Source organism: Nocardioides sp. CCNWLW216, from assembly GCF_037120545.1.
Classification (GTDB): Bacteria; Actinomycetota; Actinomycetes; order Propionibacteriales; family Nocardioidaceae; genus Nocardioides; species Nocardioides lianchengensis.
This window is the reverse complement of record NZ_JBBBBJ010000008.1, coordinates 1-23362: the sequence shown is the minus strand read 5'-3', so window position 1 is coordinate 23362 and position 23362 is coordinate 1. Positions and strand designations below refer to the sequence as shown.

The 23362-nt window shown below is 72.8% G+C and carries 23 protein-coding genes and 1 rRNA gene; 2 read left to right on the top strand and 22 right to left on the bottom strand.

From position 1 onward, the window contains the following. Window positions 1-87 precede the first annotated feature (87 nt). The 12 genes from V7S47_RS17545 to V7S47_RS17490 all read right to left on the bottom strand — a co-directional run bounded on the left by V7S47_RS17545 (window position 88) and on the right by V7S47_RS17490 (window position 10469). Entirely contained in the window at window positions 88-417 is a 330-nt protein-coding gene (locus V7S47_RS17545) for a nucleoside triphosphate pyrophosphohydrolase family protein (protein WP_336562783.1), read from the bottom strand. Window positions 418-473: 56 nt separating this feature from the next. Further along, the gene (locus V7S47_RS17540) at window positions 474-875 is read right to left on the bottom strand and encodes a hypothetical protein (RefSeq protein WP_336562782.1); all 402 of its coding nucleotides are present in this window, start codon (window positions 873-875) and stop codon (window positions 474-476) included. Window positions 876-929: 54 nt separating this feature from the next. After that, window positions 930-1697: a pseudouridine synthase gene (locus V7S47_RS17535; RefSeq protein ID WP_090860784.1), complete on the bottom strand. Its 768-nt coding sequence runs from the start codon at window positions 1695-1697 to the stop codon at window positions 930-932. After that, on the bottom strand, window positions 1694-2293 hold the full coding sequence (scpB, locus tag V7S47_RS17530) for an SMC-Scp complex subunit ScpB (protein WP_336562978.1): 600 nt from the start codon (window positions 2291-2293) through the stop codon (window positions 1694-1696). The genes V7S47_RS17535 and scpB overlap by 4 nt, the downstream gene beginning before the upstream one ends. A 65-nt stretch (window positions 2294-2358) precedes the next feature. Further along, window positions 2359-3228, bottom strand: coding sequence for a segregation and condensation protein A (locus V7S47_RS17525; protein WP_336562781.1), 870 nt, complete (start codon window positions 3226-3228; stop codon window positions 2359-2361). Beyond that, window positions 3225-3572, bottom strand: coding sequence for a hypothetical protein (locus tag V7S47_RS17520; RefSeq protein WP_336562780.1), 348 nt, complete (start codon window positions 3570-3572; stop codon window positions 3225-3227). Before V7S47_RS17520 ends, V7S47_RS17525 begins: the two co-directional genes overlap by 4 nt. Then, entirely contained in the window at window positions 3557-4372 is an 816-nt protein-coding gene (locus V7S47_RS17515; protein ID WP_244509552.1) for a ParA family protein, read from the bottom strand. Before V7S47_RS17515 ends, V7S47_RS17520 begins: the two co-directional genes overlap by 16 nt. A gap of 426 nt (window positions 4373-4798) precedes the next feature. Beyond that, window positions 4799-5089, bottom strand: a complete 291-nt coding sequence (locus V7S47_RS17510) for a GNAT family N-acetyltransferase (RefSeq protein WP_336562779.1) — start codon at window positions 5087-5089, stop codon at window positions 4799-4801. 9 nt (window positions 5090-5098) lie between these two features. Beyond that, window positions 5099-7726 (bottom strand): DEAD/DEAH box helicase, encoded by a 2628-nt coding sequence (locus tag V7S47_RS17505; protein WP_336562778.1) that lies wholly within the window; start codon window positions 7724-7726, stop codon window positions 5099-5101. 22 nt (window positions 7727-7748) lie between these two features. Continuing rightward, window positions 7749-8693: a site-specific tyrosine recombinase XerD gene (gene xerD, locus V7S47_RS17500; protein ID WP_336562777.1), complete on the bottom strand. Its 945-nt coding sequence runs from the start codon at window positions 8691-8693 to the stop codon at window positions 7749-7751. Between the two features lie 4 nt (window positions 8694-8697). Further along, window positions 8698-9846, bottom strand: coding sequence for an alanine dehydrogenase (gene ald / locus V7S47_RS17495; protein ID WP_336562776.1), 1149 nt, complete (start codon window positions 9844-9846; stop codon window positions 8698-8700). Continuing rightward, a complete protein-coding gene (locus V7S47_RS17490) occupies window positions 9843-10469 on the bottom strand; it encodes an NUDIX hydrolase (protein WP_336562775.1) in 627 nt (208 codons plus the stop codon). Before V7S47_RS17490 ends, ald begins: the two co-directional genes overlap by 4 nt. Window positions 10470-10493: 24 nt before the next feature. Between V7S47_RS17490 and pepN the strand changes: the two genes are divergently transcribed. Continuing rightward, window positions 10494-12929 carry an aminopeptidase N gene (gene pepN / locus V7S47_RS17485; protein WP_336562773.1) on the top strand — a complete coding sequence of 812 codons (2436 nt, stop codon included), beginning with the start codon at window positions 10494-10496 and terminating at the stop codon, window positions 12927-12929. 15 nt (window positions 12930-12944) lie between these two features. Here pepN and V7S47_RS17480 read toward each other — a convergent pair whose 3' ends face one another. From V7S47_RS17480 to V7S47_RS17445, 8 genes are all read right to left on the bottom strand, one after another. Next, on the bottom strand, window positions 12945-14645 hold the full coding sequence (locus tag V7S47_RS17480) for a CTP synthase (RefSeq protein ID WP_336562772.1): 1701 nt from the start codon (window positions 14643-14645) through the stop codon (window positions 12945-12947). An 11-nt stretch (window positions 14646-14656) separates the two neighbouring features. Then, complete coding sequence (locus tag V7S47_RS17475; RefSeq protein WP_336562771.1) at window positions 14657-15544, bottom strand: copper transporter; 888 nt, start codon at window positions 15542-15544, stop codon at window positions 14657-14659. Between the two features lie 10 nt (window positions 15545-15554). Further along, window positions 15555-16715, bottom strand: a complete 1161-nt coding sequence (steA, locus tag V7S47_RS17470; RefSeq protein WP_336562770.1) for a putative cytokinetic ring protein SteA — start codon at window positions 16713-16715, stop codon at window positions 15555-15557. A gap of 75 nt (window positions 16716-16790) precedes the next feature. Then, on the bottom strand, window positions 16791-18545 hold the full coding sequence (gene recN / locus V7S47_RS17465) for a DNA repair protein RecN (RefSeq protein WP_336562769.1): 1755 nt from the start codon (window positions 18543-18545) through the stop codon (window positions 16791-16793). Further along, entirely contained in the window at window positions 18538-19491 is a 954-nt protein-coding gene (locus tag V7S47_RS17460) for an NAD kinase (RefSeq protein ID WP_336562768.1), read from the bottom strand. The genes recN and V7S47_RS17460 overlap by 8 nt, the downstream gene beginning before the upstream one ends. Then, window positions 19488-20327 (bottom strand): TlyA family RNA methyltransferase, encoded by an 840-nt coding sequence (locus tag V7S47_RS17455; RefSeq protein WP_336562767.1) that lies wholly within the window; start codon window positions 20325-20327, stop codon window positions 19488-19490. The genes V7S47_RS17460 and V7S47_RS17455 overlap by 4 nt, the downstream gene beginning before the upstream one ends. Before the next feature lie 7 nt (window positions 20328-20334). Further along, window positions 20335-20538: a hypothetical protein gene (locus V7S47_RS17450; RefSeq protein ID WP_336562766.1), complete on the bottom strand. Its 204-nt coding sequence runs from the start codon at window positions 20536-20538 to the stop codon at window positions 20335-20337. A gap of 10 nt (window positions 20539-20548) precedes the next feature. After that, a complete protein-coding gene (locus V7S47_RS17445; protein WP_336562765.1) occupies window positions 20549-21568 on the bottom strand; it encodes an HAD-IIA family hydrolase in 1020 nt (339 codons plus the stop codon). A gap of 47 nt (window positions 21569-21615) precedes the next feature. Here V7S47_RS17445 and V7S47_RS17440 point away from each other — a divergent pair, with 47 nt between their 5' ends. Beyond that, complete coding sequence (locus V7S47_RS17440; RefSeq protein ID WP_336562764.1) at window positions 21616-22740, top strand: DUF1015 family protein; 1125 nt, start codon at window positions 21616-21618, stop codon at window positions 22738-22740. Here the strand turns inward: V7S47_RS17440 and V7S47_RS17435 are convergent. Beyond that, window positions 22715-23098, bottom strand: a complete 384-nt coding sequence (locus tag V7S47_RS17435) for a single-stranded DNA-binding protein (protein WP_336562763.1) — start codon at window positions 23096-23098, stop codon at window positions 22715-22717. The two genes, V7S47_RS17440 and V7S47_RS17435, sit on opposite strands and share 26 nt — an antisense overlap. A gap of 188 nt (window positions 23099-23286) precedes the next feature. Next, window positions 23287-23362: ribosomal RNA gene (gene rrf, locus V7S47_RS17430) — 5S ribosomal RNA — on the bottom strand; the annotation flags it as partial.

The following is a 23362-nucleotide window of genomic DNA, read 5'->3' as shown; positions in this document are numbered from 1 at the left end:
CCACACGGACTCAAGCGTCGCGTCGACGCCACCGGCACCCACCTCGTCGACGAGGCAGCGGGCCGAGCACCGACCGCTGCCCAACCTTCAGCGGTGGTCGCCGGACCCGCCGAGGACCGCACGGCGCTGCCGGTCGGCGAGCTTGTCGATGTTGCGCTGCGCGACGTCGTCGAGCGACAGCCCCAGGAAGTCCGCCAGGACGGCGGCGTACCAGAGCACGTCGCCCAGCTCGGCGGCCATGTCGTCTCGATCGAGCCGGGCGAGGTCGCCGTCCTGGTCGCGCACCAGCTTCTTGACCTTCTCGGCGACCTCGCCCGCCTCGCCCACCAGGCCCAGCACGAGGTGCATGAACTCGTGCGGAGCGTCCCGCTCGCGGGCGGTGCGCATCGCGGCGCGCTGGTAGTCGTCGCAGTCCACGGCGGGCACGCTACCGCGGTGCGGATCGGGGCCTCGGCGGGTGCCCTTGACCCGCCCTAGCCGGCGATCTCGCGCATCGATGCCTCCAGGTCCGCCCAGGCCGCCGAGTCCAGGTCGGGCATGTCCTCGACGTACCGGATGCAGATCCGCCAGGCCGTCCGGAGCCGATCGAGGGCGTCCGGGACCCACCCCCTGCCGTGGAGGTTCCGGCCGGACGACTGCGCGAGGCCGGCGAGATCCTGGGCCACACCGTCGAGCTGGTACTGCAGGTCGGCCCGGTCGAGCTCCAGGTCGTTCACCGTGATGTCGTGTGAGCGCTCCGCCGCGAGCGTGACCTCGCCGCGCTCCAGCGCTGCGCACGTGTCGACCGCGGCCGCGTCCGACCCCCGCCCGCAGGCCGTCACCACGACGAGGGCGACGAACGCTCCTGCACACCGCCACCTGGTTCTCCCGGACACGAGCACCATCCTGGGCCGATGGAGGACCGCCGTCCTGAGCCCGCGTGCTCAGATCTACAGCTTCGCGTTGTCCAGCAGCTCGCCCAGCTCGTCGAGCGTCAGCTCGCGCATCTCCCCCGACTTCAGCCCCCGCAGCACCACGGGACCGAGCTGGGTGCGGGTGAGGCGTCGTACGGGGTGACCGAGGTGGTCCATCAGCCGCCGCACGATCCGGTTGCGGCCCTCGTGGATGACCAGCTCGACGATCGACTTCTCCTTGCCGGACTCGATCATCCGCACCCGCGAGACCGTCACCGGCCCGTCGTCGAGCGTGACGCCCTCGAGCAGCGACTTCAGCGTGCGCCGGTAGATCTCGCCCTCGACCTCGGCGACGTACGTCTTGTCCACCTCGTACGACGGGTGCGCGAGCCGCTGGGCGAAGTCACCGTCGTTGGTCAGGATGATCAGCCCGGACGTGTCGGTGTCGAGCCGGCCGACGTGGAAGAGCCGCTCGGGCCGGTCGGCCACCAGGTCCTGGAGGGTACGACGACCCTCGGGGTCCGACATCGTCGAGACGACCCCCCGTGGCTTGTTCAGCACCAGGTAGACCTTCTCCGACACCGGGGGCAGCCGCTTGCCGTCGACGCGGATCACCGCGGTGCGCGGGTCGACCTTGGTGCCGAGGCGGGTGATCACCTCGCCGTCCACCTCGACCTTCCCGTCGAGCATCAGCTCCTCGCACTTGCGGCGCGAGGCGACGTTGGACATCGCCAGGAGCTTCTGCAGCCGGATCAGGCCGTCTGCGTCCGTCTGGAGACCGGTCTCGGCGCTGCCGCTGCTCATGTGACGTCCGTTCCGCCGTCGGGCTCGGTGCCCTGGCCGCTGTGGGGAGAAGGGTGGTGCTCGGGCGACGGGGCCGGAGTCGGGGCGGCCATCTCGGCCAGCTCCTCCTCGAGGTCGTCCATGTCCGGGAGGTACGGCGCCAGCTCCGGCAGCTCGTCGAGCGACGTGACGCCGATCCGCTCGAGGAAGTAGCGGGTGGTCCGGTAGAGGTTGGCGCCGGTCTCGCCGTCCTGCCCGGCCTCCTCGACCAGCCCTCGGGTCAGCAGGGTGCGCATCACCCCGTCGACGTTGACGCCGCGGATCGCCGAGACCCGCGCGCGCGAGACCGGCTGCTTGTAGGCGACGACCGCCAGGGTCTCGAGCGCGGCCTGGGTGAGCCGGGCCTGCTGACCCTCGAGCACGAACGCCTCCACCACGACGGCGTACTTCTCGCGCGTGTAGAAGCGCCAGCCGCCGGCCACGTGGCGCAGCTCGAAGCCGCGACCCTGCTCGTCGTACTCCGCCGCCAGCGCCGCGAGCGCGGCGGTCACGTCGTCGACCGGGTAGCCGACCGCGCTGGCCAGGCTCGCCACGTCGAGCGGCTGGTCGGCGACCATCAGCACCGCCTCCAGCGACGGCCGCAAGGCCACCACCGGCACCGGCAGCTGGTCCTCGGTCTCGCTCACTGCTCCTCCTCGGGAGTCTCGGCTGTCTCGGGTACGACGGGCTCGGGCGGCGCACCCTCGAACTCGTCGGTGACCAGGTCCTCGGCCTCCACGTCGTCGGCGCCGGTCCACCGCACGGTCAGCTCGCCCAGCGGGGTGACCTGGTCGAAGGAGACCGCTCCCTCGCGGAACAACTCCAGCAGCGACAGGAACCGTGCCACGGTCGTGAGCGTGTCGGGCGAGTCGCCGCACAGCGCGCGGAAGGTCATCGTGCCCGTACGACGGAGCCGGTCGACGACGATGCCGGCCTGCTCTCGCACGCTCACCTTGGCGGCGTGGATGTGGTGCAGGGTCAGCTCGAGCACCGGCTTCGGCTCCAGCGCCTTGGCGGCGAGGGCCGCGAACTGCTCCAGGCCGATGCCGATCAGCACCTCGGGCAGCAGCCGGGCGAACCGGTCCTCCAGCCCGACGGCCCGCGGGTGCCGCTGCGACTCCCCGGCCAACCGGGTCTCGAGGACGCTGGCCACCTGCTTGAACGCCTTGTACTGCATCAGCCGCGCGAACAGCAGGTCGCGGGCCTCCAGCAGGGCCAGGTCCTCCTCGTCCTCGACGTCGCCCTGGGGCAGCAGCCGGGCGGCCTTGAGGTCGAGCAGCGTCGAGGCGACCAGCAGGAACGAGGTGGTCTCCTCCAGCTCCCACACCGGTCCTCCGGCCTTGACATGGGCGATGAACTCGTCGGTGACCTTCGACAGGGCCACCTCGGTGATGTCGAGCTTGTGCTTGGAGATCAGGCTCAGGAGCAGGTCGAAGGGACCCTCGAAGTTGTCCAGGTGCAGCGCGAAGCCGGGCGCCTGCTCCGTCTCCCGCTCGGCGACCGGGCCGCTCATCCCTCGGTCAGCCGCCGGACCAGCGCGCTGTCGTCGCCGTTCTCCTCGTAGTCGGCCAGCACCAGGGAGATCGCCTCGCGCACCAGCCGACCGCGGTCGACCGCGAGCCCCTGGCCCCGGCGCAGCGCGAGCCGGGCGTGCTCGATCTCGAGGAGCTCGTCGGAGGTGACGTAGACCGTCATCTTCTCGTCGTGGCGCACCCGGCCGCTGGGCTTGCGCCGGCCCTCGGGGGTCTCGGGCGCCTCGGGCTCGTCGGGGACCGCGCGCACCGACTTCGGCTGCTCCGCCTCGACGGTGGGACGGAACAGGTCGTCGGCGGCCGGCATGCTCACGCGTCGGGCCACGCGGCGAGCACCTCCTTGGCCAGCTGGCGGTAGGAGTCGGCGCCCGCCGACGTCGAGGCGTACGACGTGATCGGCTCGCCGGCGACGGTCGAGTCGGAGAACTTCACCGTCCGGCGGATGACGGTGTGGAAGACCTTGTCGCCCCAGGCCTGCACCAGCCGGTCCATGACCTCGCGGCTGTGGAGGGTGCGGCCGTCGAACATGGTGCCGAGGACGCCGTCGATCTCCAGGCGCGGGTTGAGCCGCTCGCGCACCTTGTCGATCGTGGTCTTCAGCAGCGCGACACCGCGCAGCGCGAAGTACTCGCACTCCAGCGGCACGATCACGCCGTCGGAGGCGGTCAGCGCGTTGACGGTCAGCAGGCCCAGCGACGGCTGGCAGTCGATGAGGATGACGTCGTACTGGGCGATGGCCGGGGCGAGCACCCGCTGCAGGGTCTGCTCGCGCGCGACCTCGTGGACCAGCTGCACTTCGGCGGCCGAGAGGTCGATGTTGGAGGGCAGCAGGTCCATGCCGGCGACCCCGGTCGGGACGATGACGTCCTCGACCCCGACCTCGCGGTCCATCAGCAGGTTGTAGATGGACAGGTCCATCTCGTGCGGGTTCAGGCCCAGCCCGACCGAGAGCGAGCCCTGCGGGTCGAAGTCGACCAGGAGCACCTTGCGGCCGAGCTCGGCCAGCGAGGCACCCAGGTTGATGGTGGTCGTCGTCTTGCCGACGCCGCCCTTCTGGTTGCACATCGACACCACCCGCGCGTTGCCGTGCTCGGTGAGCGCCCGCGGCTCGGGCAGCTCGGGCATCGGGCGTCCGGTCGGGCCGAGCTTCACGTCGGCGTTCGCGGGGCGCTCGAACGGCAGGGGGTCGCTCAAGGGGTGCTCTTCTCCGGTGTCGCGGGTGGGGTGCTGTGCAGTGGACGGTGTCGACGGGACCGGGACCCGGGTCCGCGGGGGCATCTCCGGCGCACTGCTGTCCTCCATGCGACCGATTCCCCTCACGTGTCGGACCACCGTCCTGGTGGTACCAGTGTGCCTGTCCCGCCACGCCGGCAATTGTCGACACGGCGACACGGCGGCGGCTTCCGCGCGAGCCTAGGACCGGGGTCCGACGACCCACAACCCGGGTCCGTCATGCCGGGCTGAGTGCACCGGTCGGGAGGCCCGCCTGTGCACTCGGCCCCGGTGCTGGTGCACAGGTCGAGGTCCGCCTGTGCACCAATCTGTGGAGAACTAGGCGCGCACCAGGTCCGCGTAGTCGGGGTGCTTGTCGATCCAGCCCTTGATGAACGGGCAGCGCGGGACGACCTTGCGCGTGCCGTCACGTCGGACGTCGTCGAGGGCGAACCGGGCCAGCGCAGAGCCGACGCCCTTGCCCTCGAACGCGTCGGCGACCTCGGTGTGGGTGAAGATGATCGACTCGGTGCCCTGCAGGACGTAGACGGCGACGCCGGCAAGCTCGCCGTCCACCAGCGCCTCGTAGCGGGACTCGTCGCTGTTGTTGCTGACCTCCACGTCACTCATGGGTCGAGCCTAGCCACCCAGCCGGTGGAAGGCCGTGGTGGCCAGCACCAGCTCGCCGGCCGCGTCGGTGGCGTCCAGGTCGGCGATCGCGTCGATCACCCAGTCGTGGTGGTCCTCGGGGTCGTGGATCGTCTGCCGCAGCCGCCACAGCCGTACGGCGAGCGGCCCGTCCGCGTCGTCCGCGCCGGCCGGGGTGCCGGTGGCCGGCTCGATCTCCAGCAGGGCCGGGCCGCGGGCGTCGCCGTCGGTGCGGACGGTGTCGTGCTCGGCGTAGTAGTCCTCGATCGCCGCGTCCCAGGCCGACCGGGTCATCACGACCTCCCGCGCCGGCTCGGTGCGGTCGGCCGCGGCCCGCTCGAGCGCCATCAGCCCGGTCAGGTCGTCGCGGGCCACCAGCTCGACGCGGCGCCACATCGCGTTGCGGACCATCACCTTGAAGGCCCGGTCCTGCTTCGAGAGCGGCCGCGGCGGGGGCGGCGGCTCGTGGTGCGCGAGCTCGCCGCTGCGACGCGCCAGCGCTGCCGCCGGGTCGCTCAGGGCCTCCCACTCGTCGAGCAGCGAGGAGTCGGTCTGACGGATGGTCTCGCCCAGCCACTCCCCCAGCTCCTCCAGCTCGGGCGTGCGGTGCGACTCCGGGACGGTCTGGCGCAGCGTGCGGTAGGCGTCGGTGAGGTAGCGCAGCACCAGCCCCTCGGACCGCGCCAGCTGGTAGCGCGAGACGAAGTCGGTGAACGACATCCCCTGCTCGTACATCTCCCGCACGATCGACTTCGGCGACAGCGCGTCCTCGGGCAGCCAGGGGTGCCGCCCGCGGTAGATCTCGTACGTCGCCCCCAGCAGCTCGGCGAGCGGCTGCGGCCAGGTGATCTCCTCCAGCAGCCGCATCCGCTCCTCGTACTCGATCCCGTCGGCCTTCATCTCGTTGACCGCCTCACCCCGGGCCGCGTGCTGCTGGGCGAACAGGATCTGCCGGGGCGCCTCGAGCACCGACTCGATCACCGAGAGGATGTCGAGCGTGTGCTCGTCCGCCTCCACGTCGAGCACGTCCAGGGCCGCGAGCGCGAAGTGCGCCAGCGGCTGGTTGAGCGCGAAGTCCACGGGCAGGTCCTCGGTCACCACGTAGCGCCGACCGAACTCGTCGGGCTCCTCGAGCCGGGTCAGCACCCCGGAGTGGACCAGCGACCGGGCCAGGCGCAGCGCCCGTCGCGACAGCCGGAGCTGGTTGCGCCGGTCCTCGTGGTTGTCGGTCAGCAGCCGGCGCAGGACGGGGAAGGCGTCCTCCTCGCGCACCAGCACGTTGAGCAGCATCGAGTTGTCGACCCGCATCCGCGAGACCAGCGGCTCGGGAGTGCCGGCGACCAGCTTGTCGAAGGTCTGCTCGGTCCACACCACGGCGCCCTCGGGAGCCTTCTTGAGCTGGGCCTTGCTCTTGCGCTTGGCCTGCTTCTCGACGCTCATCGCGGCGTTCTTGGCGTCGGCCTTGGCCTTGGCCTTCTCGTTCTCGATGACGTGCTCGGGCGCCTGGACGGCGACGTACCCGGCGGTGTCGAAGCCGGCACGCCCGGCCCGGCCGGCGATCTGCAGGAACTCGCGCGACCGCAGCACCCGTTGCCGGTTGCCGTCGAACTTGGCCAGCCCGGTGAACAGCACCGTGCGGATCGGCACGTTGATGCCGACGCCGAGGGTGTCGGTGCCGCAGATGACGGAGAGCAGTCCCTGCTGGGCCAGCTGCTCCACCAGCCGCCGGTAGCGTGGCAGCATCCCCGCGTGGTGGACGCCGATGCCCTTGCGCAGCAGCTTCGAGAGGGTCTTGCCGAAGCCGGCGCCGAAGCGGACCTCGTCGAGGATCCGTGAGAACTCGGTGGTTGAGGTGTGAGCGGAGCGAGCCTCGAAACCGGGCTTCGGAATCCACTTCACCGTCGCCAGCCCGGTGGCGTGCTCGACCGCCGCGGCCTGGGTGAAGTGCACGACGTAGACCGGAGCCTGGCCGGTCGTGACCAGCTCCTCGAGCCGCTCGGGCATCGGCTCCAACGACCAGTCGAACGACAGCGGCACCGGCCGCTCGGCCTGGTCCACCACGGTGGTGTCACGGCCGTTGCGGCGGGTGAGGTCCGCGGCCAGCTCGGTGACGTCGCCCAGCGTCGCCGACATCAGCAGGAACTGAGCCTGCGGCAGCTCCAGCAGCGGCACCTGCCAGGCCCAGCCGCGGTCCGGCTCGCCGTAGAAGTGGAACTCGTCCATGACCACGAGGCCGACGTCCGCACCGTCGCCCTCGCGCAGCGCGATGTTGGCCAGGATCTCGGCGGTGCAGCAGATGATCGGGGCGTCCGGGTTCACTGCCGCGTCCCCGGTGAGCATGCCCACGTCCGCGGCGCCGAAGACCTCGCACAGTGCGAAGAACTTCTCGCTCACCAGCGCCTTGATCGGTGCGGTGTAGAACGACACCCGGTCGTCGGCCAGCGCGGCCCGGTGCGCCGCCTCGGCCACCAGCGACTTGCCCGAGCCGGTCGGCGTCGCGAGGACCACGTTGTCGCCGGCCAGCAGGGCGAGGATCGCCTCCTCCTGGTGCGGGTAGAGCTCCAACCCGCGCTCGGCGACCGCGGAGGTGATCTGGTCCAGCAGGTCGTCGGCGCTCACGGCCCCATCCTCCCCGACAGGGCTACCGGGCCCGCGGATGGGCCGTGGCGAAGACCTCGCGCAGGTTATCGACGGTGACGAGCGTGTAGATCTGGGTCGTGGTGACCGAGGCGTGGCCGAGCAGCTCCTGCACGACGCGGACGTCGGCGCCGCCGTCGAGCAGGTGGGTGGCGAACGAGTGCCGCAGGGTGTGCGGGGAGACGTCGCGGGTCACGCCGGCCCGGTCGGCGGCACGCTGCAGGACCGCCCACGCGGACTGCCGCGAGAGCCGGCCACCGCGCGCGTTGAGGAACAGCGCCGGGGTGCCTTTCCCGGTGGCGACCAGCTCGGGGCGCCCGCGCACCAGGTAGGCGTCGACCGCCTCCCGCGCGTAGGACCCGACCGGCACGATCCGCTCCTTGCTGCCCTTGCCGCGAAGCAGCACCGTGCCGACCTCCTGCGTGGCCTCGACGTCGAGGTCGTCGACGTCGAGCCCGACCGCCTCCGAGATCCGCGCGCCGGTGCCGTAGAGGACCTCCAGCAGCGCGCGGTCCCGCAGCGCGAGCGTCGTACCCGGAGAGCCGGCGGCCTCCAGGATCGCCTCGACGTCCGAGAGCGGCAGCGCCTTGGGCAGCCGCTTCGCCGGCGTCGGCGGCTTCACCGCACCAGCCGGGTCGAGGTCGGCCAGGCCGTCGGCCACGGCGAACTTGTGGAAGCCGCGCACCGCCACCACGGTCCGGGCCGCGGACGTCGAGCTCAGCGGCGGGTGGTCGGCGTCGCCCTCGCGCAGCCGCACCAGGAAGGCCGAGACCGTCGCCTCCGCGATCGCCGAGAGGTCCTCGACCCCGACCTCGGCGAGGTACTCCTGGTAGCGCCGCAGGTCGCGCCGGTACGACGTCAGCGTGTTGGCCGCCAGCCCGCGCTCGACGGTGAGGTGGTCGAGGTAGGTGCGGACGGCGCGCGCGACGCCGTCCGTCCGGACCGCCACCGCCTCAGCCAAGGGCTCGACCCAGGGCACTGTGCAGCACGGTGTCGAGGTCGGTGGCCTCCAGGCCGACCGCGTCGGCGACCGGCTCGTTGGTGAGCAGTCCGTCGTAGGTGTTGAGGCCGAGCGCGAGCGCGTCGTTGTCGGCGCAGGCCGCGGCCCAGCCCTTGTCGGCCAGCGCGACGGCGTACGGCAGCGTCGCGTTGGTCAGGGCGTACGTCGAGGTGTTCGGCACCGCGCCCGGCATGTTGGCCACGCAGTAGAACGTCGAGTTGTGGACCGTGTACGTCGGGTCCGCGTGGGTGGTGGGGTGCGTGTCCTCGAAGCACCCGCCCTGGTCGACCGCGATGTCGACCAGCACCGAGCCCGGCTTCATCGCGCTCACGAGCTCGTTGGAGACCAGCTTCGGCGCGGCCGCGCCCGGGATCAGCACCGCGCCGATGACCATGTCGGCCTCGGTGACGTGCTGTTCGATGGCCAGCTTCGACGACGCGAGGCCGTGCACCTGGTTGTTGTAGCGCCAGAACGACATCCGCAGCTTGTCGAGGTCGGTGTCGAGCAGGGTCACGTCGGCGCCCATGCCGAGCGCGATGTTGGCGGCGTTCTGACCGCTGACGCCGGCGCCGATGATGACGACCTTGGCGTTCGCGACGCCACCGACCCCGCCCATCAGCACGCCGCGGCCGCCCTGGGCCTTGAGCATCGAGTAGGCCCCGACCTGGGGCGCGAGGCAGCCCGCGACCTCCGACATCGGGTAGAGCAGCGGCAGCCCGCCGCTCGGCAGCTGGACGGTCTCGTAGGCGATGCCGGTGACCTTGCGGGCCAGCAGCTCCTCGGTCAGCGGCTTGTCGGCGGCGAGGTGGAGGTAGGTGAAGAGGGTCAGGCCCTCGCGCATCCGGTGGTACTCCTCAGCCACCGGCTCCTTGACCTTCAGCACCAGGTCGATGCTGCCGTCGGTGCCCCAGGCGGCGTCGGCGTCCGGCACGATGGTGGCGCCCTCGGCGACGTACTCCTCGTCGGTGATCGACGAGCCCACCCCGGCCCCGGTCTCGATGAAGACCTGGTGGCCGTGCGCGACCAGCTCGTGCACCCCGATCGGCGTGATCGCCACGCGGTACTCGTGGTTCTTGACTTCCTTCGGGATGCCGACCTTCACCGTGCGTCTCCTCTGCTCGTCGACCGGTCCGAGGGCACGAGACCCCGTGCCTGCGCCATCAGTATTGCCGTGACCAGCGGCGCATCGGTGACACGACCCGCCAGCACCGCCTCCAGCAGCTCGTCGAAGGGCACCCAGGCGGTGTCCATGTCAGCCTCCTCGTGCCGCAGCACGAAGTCGCCGCGGTCGACCGCCCGCAGCCCGCGCGCGAGGTAGAGGTGCTGGACCTCCGCGATGATCCCCGGCGAGGACCACACCGAGGTCAGGTGGGTCCACTCGTCGGCCTCGAGCAGTGCCTCCTCGCGCAGCTCGCGACGGGCGACGTCGAGCGGCGACTCGCCGTCGTCGCCGTCGCAGAGCCCGGCGGGCAGCTCGACGAACCGCCGCCCGGCCGGGTGCCGGTACTGCCAGAGGCAGAAGACCCGCTCCTGCTCGTCGACCGCGAGGATGATCGCCGCGCCCGGGTGCTCCAGCACCAGTCGCGTGAACGGCTCCTCCTCCGGCGTACGGCGGACCGTGTCGGACCGCAGCGCCATCACCCAGTCGTCGCGGTGCAGGTCCTGGGTGGCCAGGACCGGCCAGGTCACGGGTACGTCGCGCAGCTCGGGGCGGTCGTCGGGCATGTCGCGGACGCTACCGTGGCGAGCGTGAGCGACCGCAGCCTGACCCGCACCGAGGCCGAGGGGCGTGCCGCCCTCCTGACCGTGGACCGCTACGACCTGGAGGTGGACCTGCGCGGTCTGCTCGACGGCGAGCGCTGGTCCTCGGTGGCCACCATCGCCTTCCAGTGCCACGAGCCGGGGGCGTCGACCTTCGTGGACGCGGCCGGCGTCGTACGACGGGCGACGCTGAACGGTGTCGCCCTGGACCCGGCCGACGTCACGGAGGGCCGGCTGCCGCTGCGCGACCTGGCCGCCGACAACGTGCTGGTCGTCGCGATGGACACCGACGAGACCGCCGACGGCCAGGGCATCCTGCGCACCGTCGACACCGACGGCCTGGTCTACGTCTGGTCGTCCTTCGAGCCCGACGAGGCACGCCGGGCGTGGGCCTGCTTCGACCAGCCCGATCTCAAGGCGCCGCACGCCTTCACGGTGCACGCGCCCGCGGCGTGGACGGTCACCAGCTGCACCGCCCCGGACTCGGTGGTCGACGCCGAGGACGGCGGGCGGACCTGGCGGTTCGCCGACACCCCGCCGCTGTCGACGTACGTCGTCGTGGTGAACGCCGGCCCCTTCCACGAGATCCGCGCACAGCGCGACGGCTACGACCTCGGTCTCTACAGCCGCCAGTCCATCCGCGCCGTCCTCGAGCGCGACGCCGAGGACCTGTTCCGGGTCACCGCCCAGGGCCTCGCGTTCTTCGGGGAGCGGTTCGGCTCCCCGTTCCCCCAAGCCCGCTACGACCAGGTCTTCGTGCCCAACCTCGGCGGCGCGATGGAGAACTGGGGCTGCGTGACGTACGGCGACGGCATCCTGCCGCGCTCCGAGCCCACCCCGGACGACCGCAGCTGGGTGGCCGTCTTCGTGCTGCACGAGATGGCCCACATGTGGTTCGGCGACCTGGTGACCATGCGGTGGTGGGACGACCTCTGGCTCAACGAGGCCTTTGCGTCGTTCGCGTCGACCTGGGCGATGGCGAACGCCACCGAGTTCACCGACGCGTGGGCCACCTTCCTGATCGCCGAGAAGCTCGTCGCGTACGACGAGGACATGTCGCCGGCGACCCACCCGATCCGCAGCGAGGTGCCCGACGTCGCGCACGCGACGGCCAATTTCGACGGGATCACCTACTACAAGGGTCAGGCGGTGCTCCGCCAGCTCGTCGAGTACGTCGGCGAGCCGGCCTTCGTGGCGGGTCTGCAGGCCTACTTCGCGCGGCACGCCTACGCCAACACCGTCCTGGCCGACCTGGTCCGCGCGATCGCGGAGGCCTCCGGACGCGACCTGGACGCCTGGACGGTCGACTGGCTGGACCGCTCCGGCGCCGACACCCTGAGCCTCGGCAGCGGCGAGCTGGTCGGCACCGCCCCCGACGGCGGCGTCCCCCGCCCCCACCGCCTCGACGTCGGCTGCTTCTCCTGGTCCGGAGACCGGCTGGAGCGGGTCGCCCGCGTCCCGGTCGAGCTCAGCGGCGACCGGGTCGCGGTCACGCTCCCCGATGCCGACCTGCACCTGCTCAACGACGGCGACCTGACGTACGCCGCCGTCCGCACCGACCCGGCGTCCACCCGCACCCTGCTCGCCTCGGCCGGCGCCCTGCCCGACGCACTGTCCCGGGCGGTCGCCGTCGGGACCGCCTGGGACCTGCTCGTCCGGGGCGAGGCGGCCGCCACCGACGTCGCCGGCTGCCTGCTCGACGTCCTCGAGAGGGAGGACTCCCCGGCGGTCGTCGAGCCGTTCCTGGACCGCGCCTTCGCGCTGGTCGAGCGGTGGTTGCCGAGCGCCGCCCAGCCCGAGGTGCGGGCCCGGCTCGCCGACGTGGCCGCCCGCGTCGCCGAGCGCCCGGGCCTGCGCGGCTCCGCCCTGCGCACCGTCGCCGGGACCGCCGCGGGTGACGCCCATCGCGCCCTCCTCGACGCCGCGGCGGCCGACGACACCGACCTGGCCTGGCGGCTGCTCGCCCGCCGCGCCGAGCTCGGCGAGCCGGTCGACGACGGGGTCGCCGCCGTGCTCGAGCGCGACCCCGACCCGGAGGCCCGGTTCCGGGCGCTCGCCGTACGGGCCTCCGCGCCGGCGGAGGCCGGCAAGGCCGAGGCCTGGACCGCCCTGCTCGTGGACCGCGAGGTCCCGGCCGGCGGAGCGGTCCGCGAGGTCGCCAGCCGGTTCTGGCGGCCCGGCCAGCAGGAGCTGCTGCTGCCCTGGGCGCACCGCTGGTTCGACCAGGTCGCGGCCATGCCGCCGGGTGGGCTGCTGTCGACGATGTCGCTGGTCCGGATGACCTTCCCGCCGATCGGCGACGACGCCGTCCTCGCGCGAGCCCGGGACGCCGCCGCGGCCGACGGCGTCCCGGCGCCCGTGCGCTCGATGCTGGTGATGGGCGCCGACCGGCTCGCCCGGATGCTGCGAGCGCGGTCGGCCTAGCCCCTCGGGACCCGGTCAGTCCTCGTCGACGGGCTCGCGGCGCAGGCCGCTCTCGTCGATCGGGAACCGCAGCTCGCGCTGCCGCTCGATCGCCGCGCCGACCAGGCCCGCGAAGAGCGGGTGCGGGCGGGTCGGCCGCGAGCGCAGCTCGGGGTGCGCCTGCGTCGACACGTAGTAGGGGTGTACCTCGCGGGGCAGCTCGACGAACTCGACCAGGTTGTTGTCGGGCGAGACGCCCGAGAACACCAGTCCGGCCTCGGTCAGCTGGTCGCGGTAGGAGTTGTTCACCTCGTAGCGGTGCCGGTGGCGCTCCTCGATCGAGCCCGCGCCGTACGCCTCACGGACCACGGAGCCCTCGGCCAGCTCGGCCGGGTAGAGACCCAGCCGCATGGTGCCGCCCAGGTCGCCCGCACCCTCGACGTACGCCTTCTGCTCGGCCATCGTCGCGATCACCGGCTCCGGGGTGTCCGGGTCGAACTCCGTCGAGCCGGCCTTGGTCAGGCCGAGCACGCTGCGGGAGTACTCGATGACCATGCACTGCAGGCCCAGGCACAGTCCGAGGGTCGGGATCTTGTGGGTCCGCGCGTAGGTGAGCGCGCCGAGCTTGCCCTCGAGGCCGCGGATGCCGAAGCCACCCGGGACGCAGACCGCGTCCACGTCGCTGAGGTGCTTGGCCGCGCCCTGCGGCGTCCGGCACTCGTCGGAGGGGATCCAGCGCAGGTGCACCTTCGCCTCGTGCGCGAAGCCGCCGGCCCGCAGCGCCTCGGCGACGGACAGGTAGGCGTCCGGCAGGTCGACGTACTTGCCGACCAGCGCGATGGTGACGTCCTCCTGGGGGTGGTGCACCTTGCGCAGCAGGTCGTCCCAGACCTCCCAGTCCACGTCGTGGAAGGGCAGGTCGAGGCGGCGTACGACGTAGGCGTCCAGGCCCTCGCGGTGCAGCACCTTCGGGATGTCGTAGATCGACGGCGCGTCCGCGGCCGTGACCACCGCTTCGGTGTCGACGTCGCACATCAGCGCGATCTTGGCCTTGATGCTGTCCGGGAGCTCGCGGTCGGCGCGGCAGACGATGGCGTCGGGCTGGATGCCGACCTGGCGCAGCGCGGCGACGGAGTGCTGCGTGGGCTTGGTCTTCAGCTCGCCGGACGGCCCGATGTAGGGCACCAGGGAGACGTGGATGAAGAAGCAGTTGTCGCGGCCGACGTCGTGGCGGACCTGGCGGGCGGCCTCGAGGAACGGCAGCGACTCGATGTCGCCGACCGTGCCGCCGACCTCGGTGATCACGACGTGGACCTGGTCCTCACCGGTGCCGGCCATCGCCCGGATCCGGTCCTTGATCTCGTTGGTGATGTGCGGGATCACCTGCACGGTGTCACCGAGGTAGTCGCCGCGGCGCTCCTTGGCGATCACGCTGGAGTAGACCTGTCCGGTCGTGACGTTGGCGATCTGGTTGAGGTCGGTGTCGAGGAACCGCTCGTAGTGACCGATGTCGAGGTCGGTCTCGGCCCCGTCGTTGGTCACGAAGACCTCGCCGTGCTGGAACGGGTTCATCGTCCCGGGATCGACGTTCAGGTAGGGGTCCAGCTTCTGCATGGTCACCCGCAGTCCGCGCGAGCGGAGCAGTCGACCCAGGCTGGACGCCGTGAGCCCCTTCCCGAGAGAGGAGGCAACGCCTCCGGTGACGAAGATGTGCTTGGTGGGGGCGCCTGGCTTCACGGAACTCCATCCTATCCGAGTGGGACGGCACCTTCTGCACCCGACGCCCCGAAAGCGCCTCCGGTGCCGCCCAGCTGCCGCAGCAGGGCGAGGACGACACTCACCTGGCCGAGCGGCGTGTCGGCCGCGTCGACGGTGGCCAGCTCCTCGCCGGCCGGGTCGGAACGCAACAGGGCGAGCGCGCCGCCCGGGCGTCCGGAGGCCGTGTCACCGGCCACCACGACCCCGGCGGAGGTCTGGGCGAGACCGGACATCAGCCCGGCCAGCACGGCCGCGTCGGGCTCGTCGCCGACCGCGACCAGCACCAGCGGTGCCTTGGCGGCGTCGTCGTCGACGGTGGTGAGCAGCTCCCCCGCGGCCAGGCTCTCGCGCACCGCGGTGGTGTCGGCATCTGCGGGCGCGCCCGCGGCGGCCGTCGTGGCCGCGGCGACCCCCAGCAGCTGACCCATCCGGACGTACGTCGGCGCCTCCAGGTCGACCGACCCGTCGGGCAGCTGCGTCATCAGCTGGCTGCCCAGCGAGTCGACCAGGCTCCGCTCGCCGGGGTCGAGCAGGGACTCACGGACGTCGTACCGCCCGGAGACGGCGCCTCCGGCCGCCTCGACCTGTGCGGTCAGGGCCTGGACGTCGTCCTCGTCGACGCCGGGCAGCGTCACCAGCGCGGCGGGGTGGCCACGCAGCTTCCCGCCGTACAGGGTCGCGGCTGACTCGGTCGCGAAGTCGTCGCCGAGGGCGGCCGCGCGCCGCGCCTCGGCGAGCTGACGCTCCGCCGCCGAGGTGCTGGGGCCCTCCTCGGCGCGGCCCAGCTCGCTGAGCGGGCCGCCGCCGAGCACGACGCCGACCGCCAGAGCGAGGAAGACGGCGACGAGGGAGGCGATGTGGTGCCGGTAGGTGATCACAGGGAGGGTCCTAGACGAGGGGCAGGAGGTCGGCCAGCTGGTCGAGCCAGTCCTGACCGACGGGGGTGACGGACACGGACGCGGCGAGAGCGACGAAGCCGGCCAGCATCACGAGGAGCAGGTGGTGCGGGCGGACCCGCCCGGAGTAGAGCCGGGGTACGGCGGCCGCGTCGACCAGGCGGGACCCCAGCCGCAGCCGGGTCAGGTAGGTGCTGGCCAGCCCGCCGCGCTGCCGATCCAGGAACTCCTCGAGGCTGGCGTGCAGCCCGACCCCGATCACGATCCTCGCGTCGCCCGCGTCGGCGATCAGCAGCGCGGCGTCCTCGGCGGTGGCCGAGGTCTCGAAGACCAGCGGTCGCACGCCCATCCGCTCCAGGCCCTCGGCGCCGGATGGCCGGCCCGGGCCGGTGCGGACGACCACGTCCCGGGCTGCCTTCAGCACCGCGGCACTGGGGCGGTCGGCGTCGTCGTCGGCGTCGAGCACCACGACGTCGGGCCGGTAGCCGCGCTCGCGCAGCCGGTCGGCCACCCGACCGACCGCCACCAGCACCGGCTCCTGCTCCTTCAGGTACGGCTTGATCGACCGAAGCTCCGCCTCGTGCTCAGGGCCCGCGACCACGACCACCGCCGACCGGTCGGCGAACCGCGTCGCGGTCACCGGGAGGCCCTTGCCGTGCAGGAGCAGGTCCTGCTCGCGTCGGAGGAACTCGGTGCTGGTCCGGGTGAGCGACTCCAGCTGGGTGACCAGCCCGGTCCGCGCCGCGTCCATCTCGGCCTCGACCGTCGAGAGGTCGACCACGCGACCGGCGGCCCGCTCCGCGTCGCCGACGTGCACGCGGCCCTCGTGGACCCGGACCTGCCGGCCGTCCGCGATCGCCGCGAAGCCGTCGGCCCCGATCCCGTCGACCAGGTCGATCCCGGCCCGCGCGAGCACCTCGGGACCGAGGTTCGGGAACCGCCCGGAGATCATCGGCTGGGCATTGACGACGAGGACGGCCCCGCTGTCCACCAGGGCCCGGGCGCTCTCCCGGTCCAGGTCGGTGTGGTCGATCACCGCGATGTCGCCGGGTCGGAGCCGGGGGGCGAGCAGGTCGGCGCGCCGGCCGACCCGGACGGTCCCGACGATCCCGGGCAGGTCGGTCTCGGTGCGCTGTCGGGAGCTGAGTCTCATGGCCGGTCCAGTGTCACAAACCGCTCCGGCCCGTCCGGGAACCCCGCGCGGCCGGGCGCGTCGGCGTGGGCCAGGTCACCCCAGGGCGCGCGCCGGCCCTGCCACCTCGAGCAGCTCGCGGGCATGGGCCAGGGCCGAGTCGGAGTCGGCCATGCCGGCCATCATCCGCGACAGCTCGCTGATCCGCTGGGTGTCGTCGAGCACGGTGAGCCCGGAGCTGGTGACGGTGCCGTCGCTGGACTTCTCGACCACCACGTGCCGGTCGGCGTACGCCGCGACCTGGGGCAGGTGGGTGACCACCAGCACCTGGGCGGTCCGCGCCAGCTGGGCCAGTCGCCGGCCCACCTCGACCGCGGCCGCGCCACCGACGCCCGCGTCGACCTCGTCGAAGACGAACGTCGGCACCGGGCTGGTGCCCGCCAGGGCCACCTCCAGGGCGAGCATCACCCGCGACAGCTCGCCGCCGGACGCGCCCTTGTGGAGCGGACGCGGCTCGGCCCCGGTGTTGGCAGCCAGGAGCAGCTCGACCTCGTCCACGCCGGAGCCGCCGTAGCGCAACCAGCGCCTCCCGACCTTCAGGGGCGCGCCGCGCGTGACGCCGTCCGGCTGGGGCAGCTCGCTCTGGCGGACTTCGATGCGCAGTCGTGCGTGCGGCATCGCGAGCAGCGCGAGCTCGCCCGTGACGGCCTCGGCGAGCCGCCCGGCCGCCTCGGTCCGCGCCGCCGACAGCGCCTCGGCCGCCCGGGCCAGCTCGTCGCGCAGCGTCGCCTGCTGGGTCCGGAGCTCGACGATCCGGTCGTCGGTGCCGTCGAGGTCGAGCAGCCGCTCGGCCGACTGGGCCGCCCAGGCGAGCACCTCGTCGATGGTGTCGCCGTACTTGCGTGTCAGGGCGGTCAGCGCCGCTCGACGCTCCGAGACCGTGGCGAGTCGCGCGGGATCGGTGTCGACCCGCGCAGCGTACGACGCGACGTCGGCCGCCACGTCGGAGAGCAGGTAGGTCACCTCGGCCAGCCGGTCGGCCAGCTCGCCGGCCTCGCTGTCGTGCTCGCGGACCCCCTCAAGCGCGCCGCGTGCCGCCGAGGTGGTGGCGAGCGCATCGGGTGAGCCCTGCTCGCTGGAGAGCGCCTCGCGGGCCTGCTCGGCCGCCGTACGCAGGGTGTCGGCGAAGCCCAGGCGGGTCTCCTCGGCAGCCAGGCTCGTGTCCTCGCCCGGCTCGGGCTCCACGGCCTCGATCTCGCCCAGCCCGAAGCGCAGCAGGTCGGCCTCCCGCGCGCGGTCCCGCGCGGTCGCCACGACCTCCTCGAGCTCGCGCTCCGTCGCGTCCAGCCGTCCGTGCAGGTCCGAGTAGTCGGCGGCCAGGGCGGCCAGCGGCTTGCCGCCGAACCGATCCAGCGCCTCGCGCTGGGCCCGGGCCTGGAGCAGCCGGTGCTGGTCGGACTGGCCGTGCACCGCCACCAGCGGCTCGGCGACGCCGGCCAGGGTCGAGATCGGGACGGCCGCACCGCCCACGAACGCCCGCGATCGGCCCTCGGCGGACACGTTGCGGGCCAGCACGACCCGCTCGTCCTCGATCTCGCCGCCCGCGTCCTCCACGGCGGTCGCGAACGCCGACAGGCCCGCGACGTGCACCACGCCCTCGACCCGCGCGGTCCGCGCGCCGGTGCGCACGGCCCCCGCGTCGGCCCGCCCGCCGAGCAGCAGCCCGAGCGCGGTCACCACCATGGTCTTGCCCGCGCCCGTCTCACCCGTGATGACGGTCAGCCCCGGCCCGAGCTCCAGCGTCGAGGCGTCGATGACGCCGAGCGAGCCGATCCGGATCTCCTCAAGCATCGTGGTCCTCCCTCAGCTCGGGACGGCGCCGGCGCTCAGCCGACCCCCGCCAGCCCTCGACCGGCAGACCGAACTTCGCCACCAGCCGGTCCGTGAAGGGCGCCTCGTGGAGCCGGACCAGACGAACCGGCACCTCACCCCGCCGGACCTCGATCCGGGCACCCGGCGGCAGGTCGAACGCCCGCCGGCCGTCGCACCACAGCACCCCGGCGCCGTCGGCGCGTGCGAGCAGCTCGACCGCGAGCACCGAGGTCGGCGCCACGACGAGCGGTCGGGCGAAGAGGGCGTGCGCGCTGATCGGCACCATCAGCAGGGCCTCGACCTCGGGCCACACCACCGGGCCGCCCGCACTGAAGTTGTAGGCCGTCGAGCCGGTCGGCGTGGCGCACACGACCCCGTCGCACCCCCACCGCGACAGCGGCCGTCCGTCGACCTCGACGACGACCTCGAGCATCCGCTCGCGCGCTGCCTTCTCCACGCTGGCCTCGTTGACGGCGAAGGTCCGGAACACCTGCTCGCCGTCGTGGAAGACCCGGACGTCGAGCGTCATCCGGTCCTCGGCGCCGTAGCGGCGCTGGACGATGGCGTCGATCGTCGACTCGACGTGGTCGTACTCCGCCTCGGCCAGGAAGCCCACGTGCCCCAGGTTGACCCCGAGCACGGGCGTGCCGGCCGCGTGGGTGATCTCCGCCGCGCGCAGGATGGTCCCGTCGCCACCGATCACCAGCGCCAGCTCGCAGCCCTCGCTGGCCCCGACCTCGGCCGCGGTCAGCTCGATCGTCGGGTCGTACGCCGCCGGGTCCAGGCCCAGGTCACGCGCCTCGGACTCGATCAGCCGGACCACGATCCCGTGCCCCGTCAGTGCCTTGCAGAAGGCCAGCGCGACGTCGCGCGCCTCGTCGCGACCCGTGTGGGTCAGCATGAGGACGCGTCTCGGGCCGGTCATGGGTCCACCTTCTCACCCGCCACCCCCAGGGAGGCGGCAGCCCGCACCGTGCTGTGGATGTCGTCGGCGGTCACCGTGGCGGGCCCCTGACGCAGCCACAGGAAGAACTCCACGTTGCCGGACGGCCCCGGCAGCGGGCTGACGGTCACGGCCCGGGCGCCCCAGCCCCGCCGGGCGGCCGCGTCCGCCACCCCGGTCACGGCCTCGGCCCGCAGCTCCGGGTCGCGGACCACGCCTCCCTTGCCGACCCGCTCCTTGCCGACCTCGAACTGCGGCTTGACCATGAGGGCCAGGTCACCGTCGTCCCCCGTCACGCCCAGCAACGCGTCGAGCACGATCTCCAGCGAGATGAAGGAAAGGTCGCCGACGACCAGGTCGACCGGGCCGCCGATCAGCTCGCGGGTCAGCTCGCGCACGTTCGTCCGGTCGTGGACGACGACTCGCTCGTCCTGCCGAATTGGCCAGGCCAGCTGGCCGTAGCCCACGTCGACCGCCACCACCTGCGCGGCCCCGTGCCGCAACAGGACGTCGGTGAAGCCGCCGGTCGACGCCCCCGCGTCCAGGCAGCGCCGGCCCTCCACCGCGAGGCCGAGGGGCCCGAAGGCGCCCAGCGCCCCGGCGAGCTTGTGGCCGCCCCGCGACACGTAGTCCGGCCGTTCCGGGTCGTCGGCCACCACGATCGCGACGTCGGTCGTCACGCCGGTGGCCGGCTTGCCGGCCACGGCGCCCTGGACCTTGACCCGCTTTGCCGCGATCAGCTCACTGGCGTGCTCGCGCGACCGGGCCAGTCCACGGCGGACCAGCTCGGCGTCGAGTCGTAGGCGACGCGGTGGCACGGCCCGGTCAGGCCGGCTCGTCGGCGGGTACGTCGGGCTCCGCGTCGAGCGCCCGACGGAGCTCCTCGTGGGCGGTCTCGAAGACGCCCACGTGCTCCTCGATCGGCCGCTCCTCGAGCTGCTCGACGGCCTCGATCACCGCGTCCACCCGCGGCACTCCCGTGCGCACCTGCGCCGGGGCCCCGGGTCCGAAGTCGCCGTCCTCGCTCATGGGGCCGAGGCTACCCGTCGGTGCCCCCGGCGGGGGCTGCGGGCGGCGTGAGCTGGGCGGCGTCCGCAGGCTTTCCGGCCTCGTCGAGGTGGCTCCACCCGGCCACGGCGACCACCCGCCACCAGTCGGCGGGGGCGCCGTCCCCGGACACGGCCAGCGCACCATCGCGCACCTCGGCCGTCCAGCCCCCGAGCGCCACTGCGGCGCCGTCCACCTCCGGCGCCGCGCAGGGTTCGGTCAATCCGGCCAGGTCCGGCGCCAGGTACGTCGGCCGCTCGCCCGCTCTCGCCGCCACCAGCTCGGTCAGCCCGGTCACGCCGGTCAGCACGAGCAGGGAGTCGACCCCCGCGTTGCGCGCGCCCTCGATGTCGGTGTCCAACCGGTCGCCCACCATCAGCGGGTGGCGTCCACCGACGCGTCGCACCGTCTCGTCGAGCAGGGGTCGCTCGGGCTTGCCCGCCGTCGTCGGCGTGATGCCGCTGAACCGCTCGATCGTCTCGACCAGCACCCCGTGCCCCGGCGCCACGCCATAGGCCGTCGGAATCGTGTAGTCGCGGTTGCTGGCCACCCAGGGCAGCCCCTCCCGCACCCGCACGGCCACACGCATGATGTCGCGCCACAGCACCTCGGGCCCGTAGCCGGTGACCACCGCGACCGCCTCGTCGTCCACGCCGACCGGGACCAGCCCCTGCTCGGCGAGCGCCGACCGTAGCCCGTCGGACCCCAGGAGCACGACGCGCGTGCCCGCTCCGAACCGGTCGCCCAGCACCCGGGCCGCCGCCTGCGCGGAGGTCACGACGTCCTCGGTCGCCGCCTCGACCCCGAGGTCACGGAGATGCTCGGCGACACGTTCCGGCGGCCGAGCCGCGTTGTTCGTGATGAACGCGAGTCGCTGCCCGGCCTCCCGGGCGCGCCCGAGATGAGCAGGGGCGCCCGGCACAGCATCGCCTCCGACGTAGACCACGCCGTCGAGGTCGAGCATCGCCAGGTCGTAGCGTTCCGCGAGCGGGACGTTCGACGACCCAAGCATGCAGCCTCCTCCACGGTGGTGTTGTCGCTGCAGCCTACGATGCGACGATGGACACCAGTGCCGTGGTCGCGCCGCCGTACGTGGCGGGACCTCTGCACCTGACTCCGTTCCGAGGACTCATGCTCGCCCCGTCCCGCATCGGCGACCCGTCCTCGGCCCGCGCGTTCGCCCGCCCCTACACCTCCGTCGCCAGCCGCCTCTCGCGCTGGCAGGCCCGTGGACAGATGCATCACGACACCGAGCCAGCGCTCTACCTCCACGAGTACACCGCCGGCGGAATGACCATCCGCGGTCTCGTGGGTCTCCTCGACCTCTCGCACCGCGCGACCCGCATCGAGGACGCCGCGGTGCTCCCTCACGAAGGGATCCACCCCGCCCAGGCCGACGACCTCGCGGACCGGATGGCCGAGATGGCCCTGAACCCGGCCCCCATCCTGTTGGTCCACCGAGCCGCACCCGCGATACGAGACGTCCTCGACCGGCTCCGCGGCGGCCGCCCCGATCACTCGTTCACCGACCGCGCGGACCAGCACCACCGGGTCTGGGCCCTGCGCGATCCTGAGCAGCTCGCCGTGATCCAGGAGGCTGTCGCCGGTACCCGGACTCTGATCGCGGACGGTCACCACCGCTACGCCGCCTACCTCCGGCTCCAGCAGCGTCGCCCCGGCAGCGCCGCCGACCTGGGGTTGGCCATGCTCGTCGACCACGACGACACGCCGCTCTTTCTCGGTGCCATCCACCGGGTCCTCTCGGGCGTCCGGCTCGCGGACGTCGCCCGCGCCGCCGAGACGATCGGCGCCCACTTCGTGCCCGCACGCCCGGAGGAGGCCGTCGCCGCCCTCGGACCGTCCACCCTGGTGATCACCGACGGCGAGGGCTGGGCCAACCTACGGCTCGACGTCCCCCAGGACCGGGCGACCGTCGAGGTCCTCCACGACCTCGTCGTTCCCGCCCTGCCTCGTGGTCCGCGCGGCATCACCCACCACCACTCCGCGGAGGACGCCCTGGGGCTGGCCAGCCCGGACACCGCCGTAGCCGTCCTGCTCCCCGCACCCGACGTCGACCTGGTCCTGAGGATCGTGGCCAGCGGTCGACTGTTGCCGGAGAAGGCCACCTCCTTCCAGCCCAAGCCGAGCCTCGGGGTGCTCATCCGGTCGCTGCGCGACGGATGATGCGACCAGTCGACACCTCGATCTCGACCCGCGACGCCGTACCGCCGGCGCCCCGGAAGAACCGTCGCCTCACGGCCCCGCTGACCTCGACCACGTCACCTGGCCGCCATCCGGCGACCGAGCGCTGCACGCGCGCCGACCACACGGCGCAGTCCAGCACGTCGACCGTCTGACGCGACACCGGGCGGTCCTCAGGGCGTCCCACCACCAGTCGGAACGTCCACAGGACGTCACCGCTCGGCAATTCGCGCCGTTCGGGATCCTGCGAGACCCGACCGACCAGCTGCACCTCATTCACCGGATCGACCGGCAGCCTCGTCCTTGCGGGCTGATCCTCGACCTTCGTCTGCGCGACCATCGCACATCACCTCCGGGCGCACACGTTGCCGCGGAGCGCCGACAGCCCTGTTTCCGGCGGAGCCAAGCTGTGGAACAGCAGTCTCGGAGCACCGCCTGTGCACGATGGACGGCCCACGACCTCGGCAGACCACCAGGACAAATGCAATCAGGGCCACCCCCGAAGGGATGGCCCTGATTGGAATAGTTGTCCGGCGGCGTCCTACTCTCCCACAGCCTCTCGGCTGCAGTACCATCGGCGCTGAAAGGCTTAACTTCCGGGTTC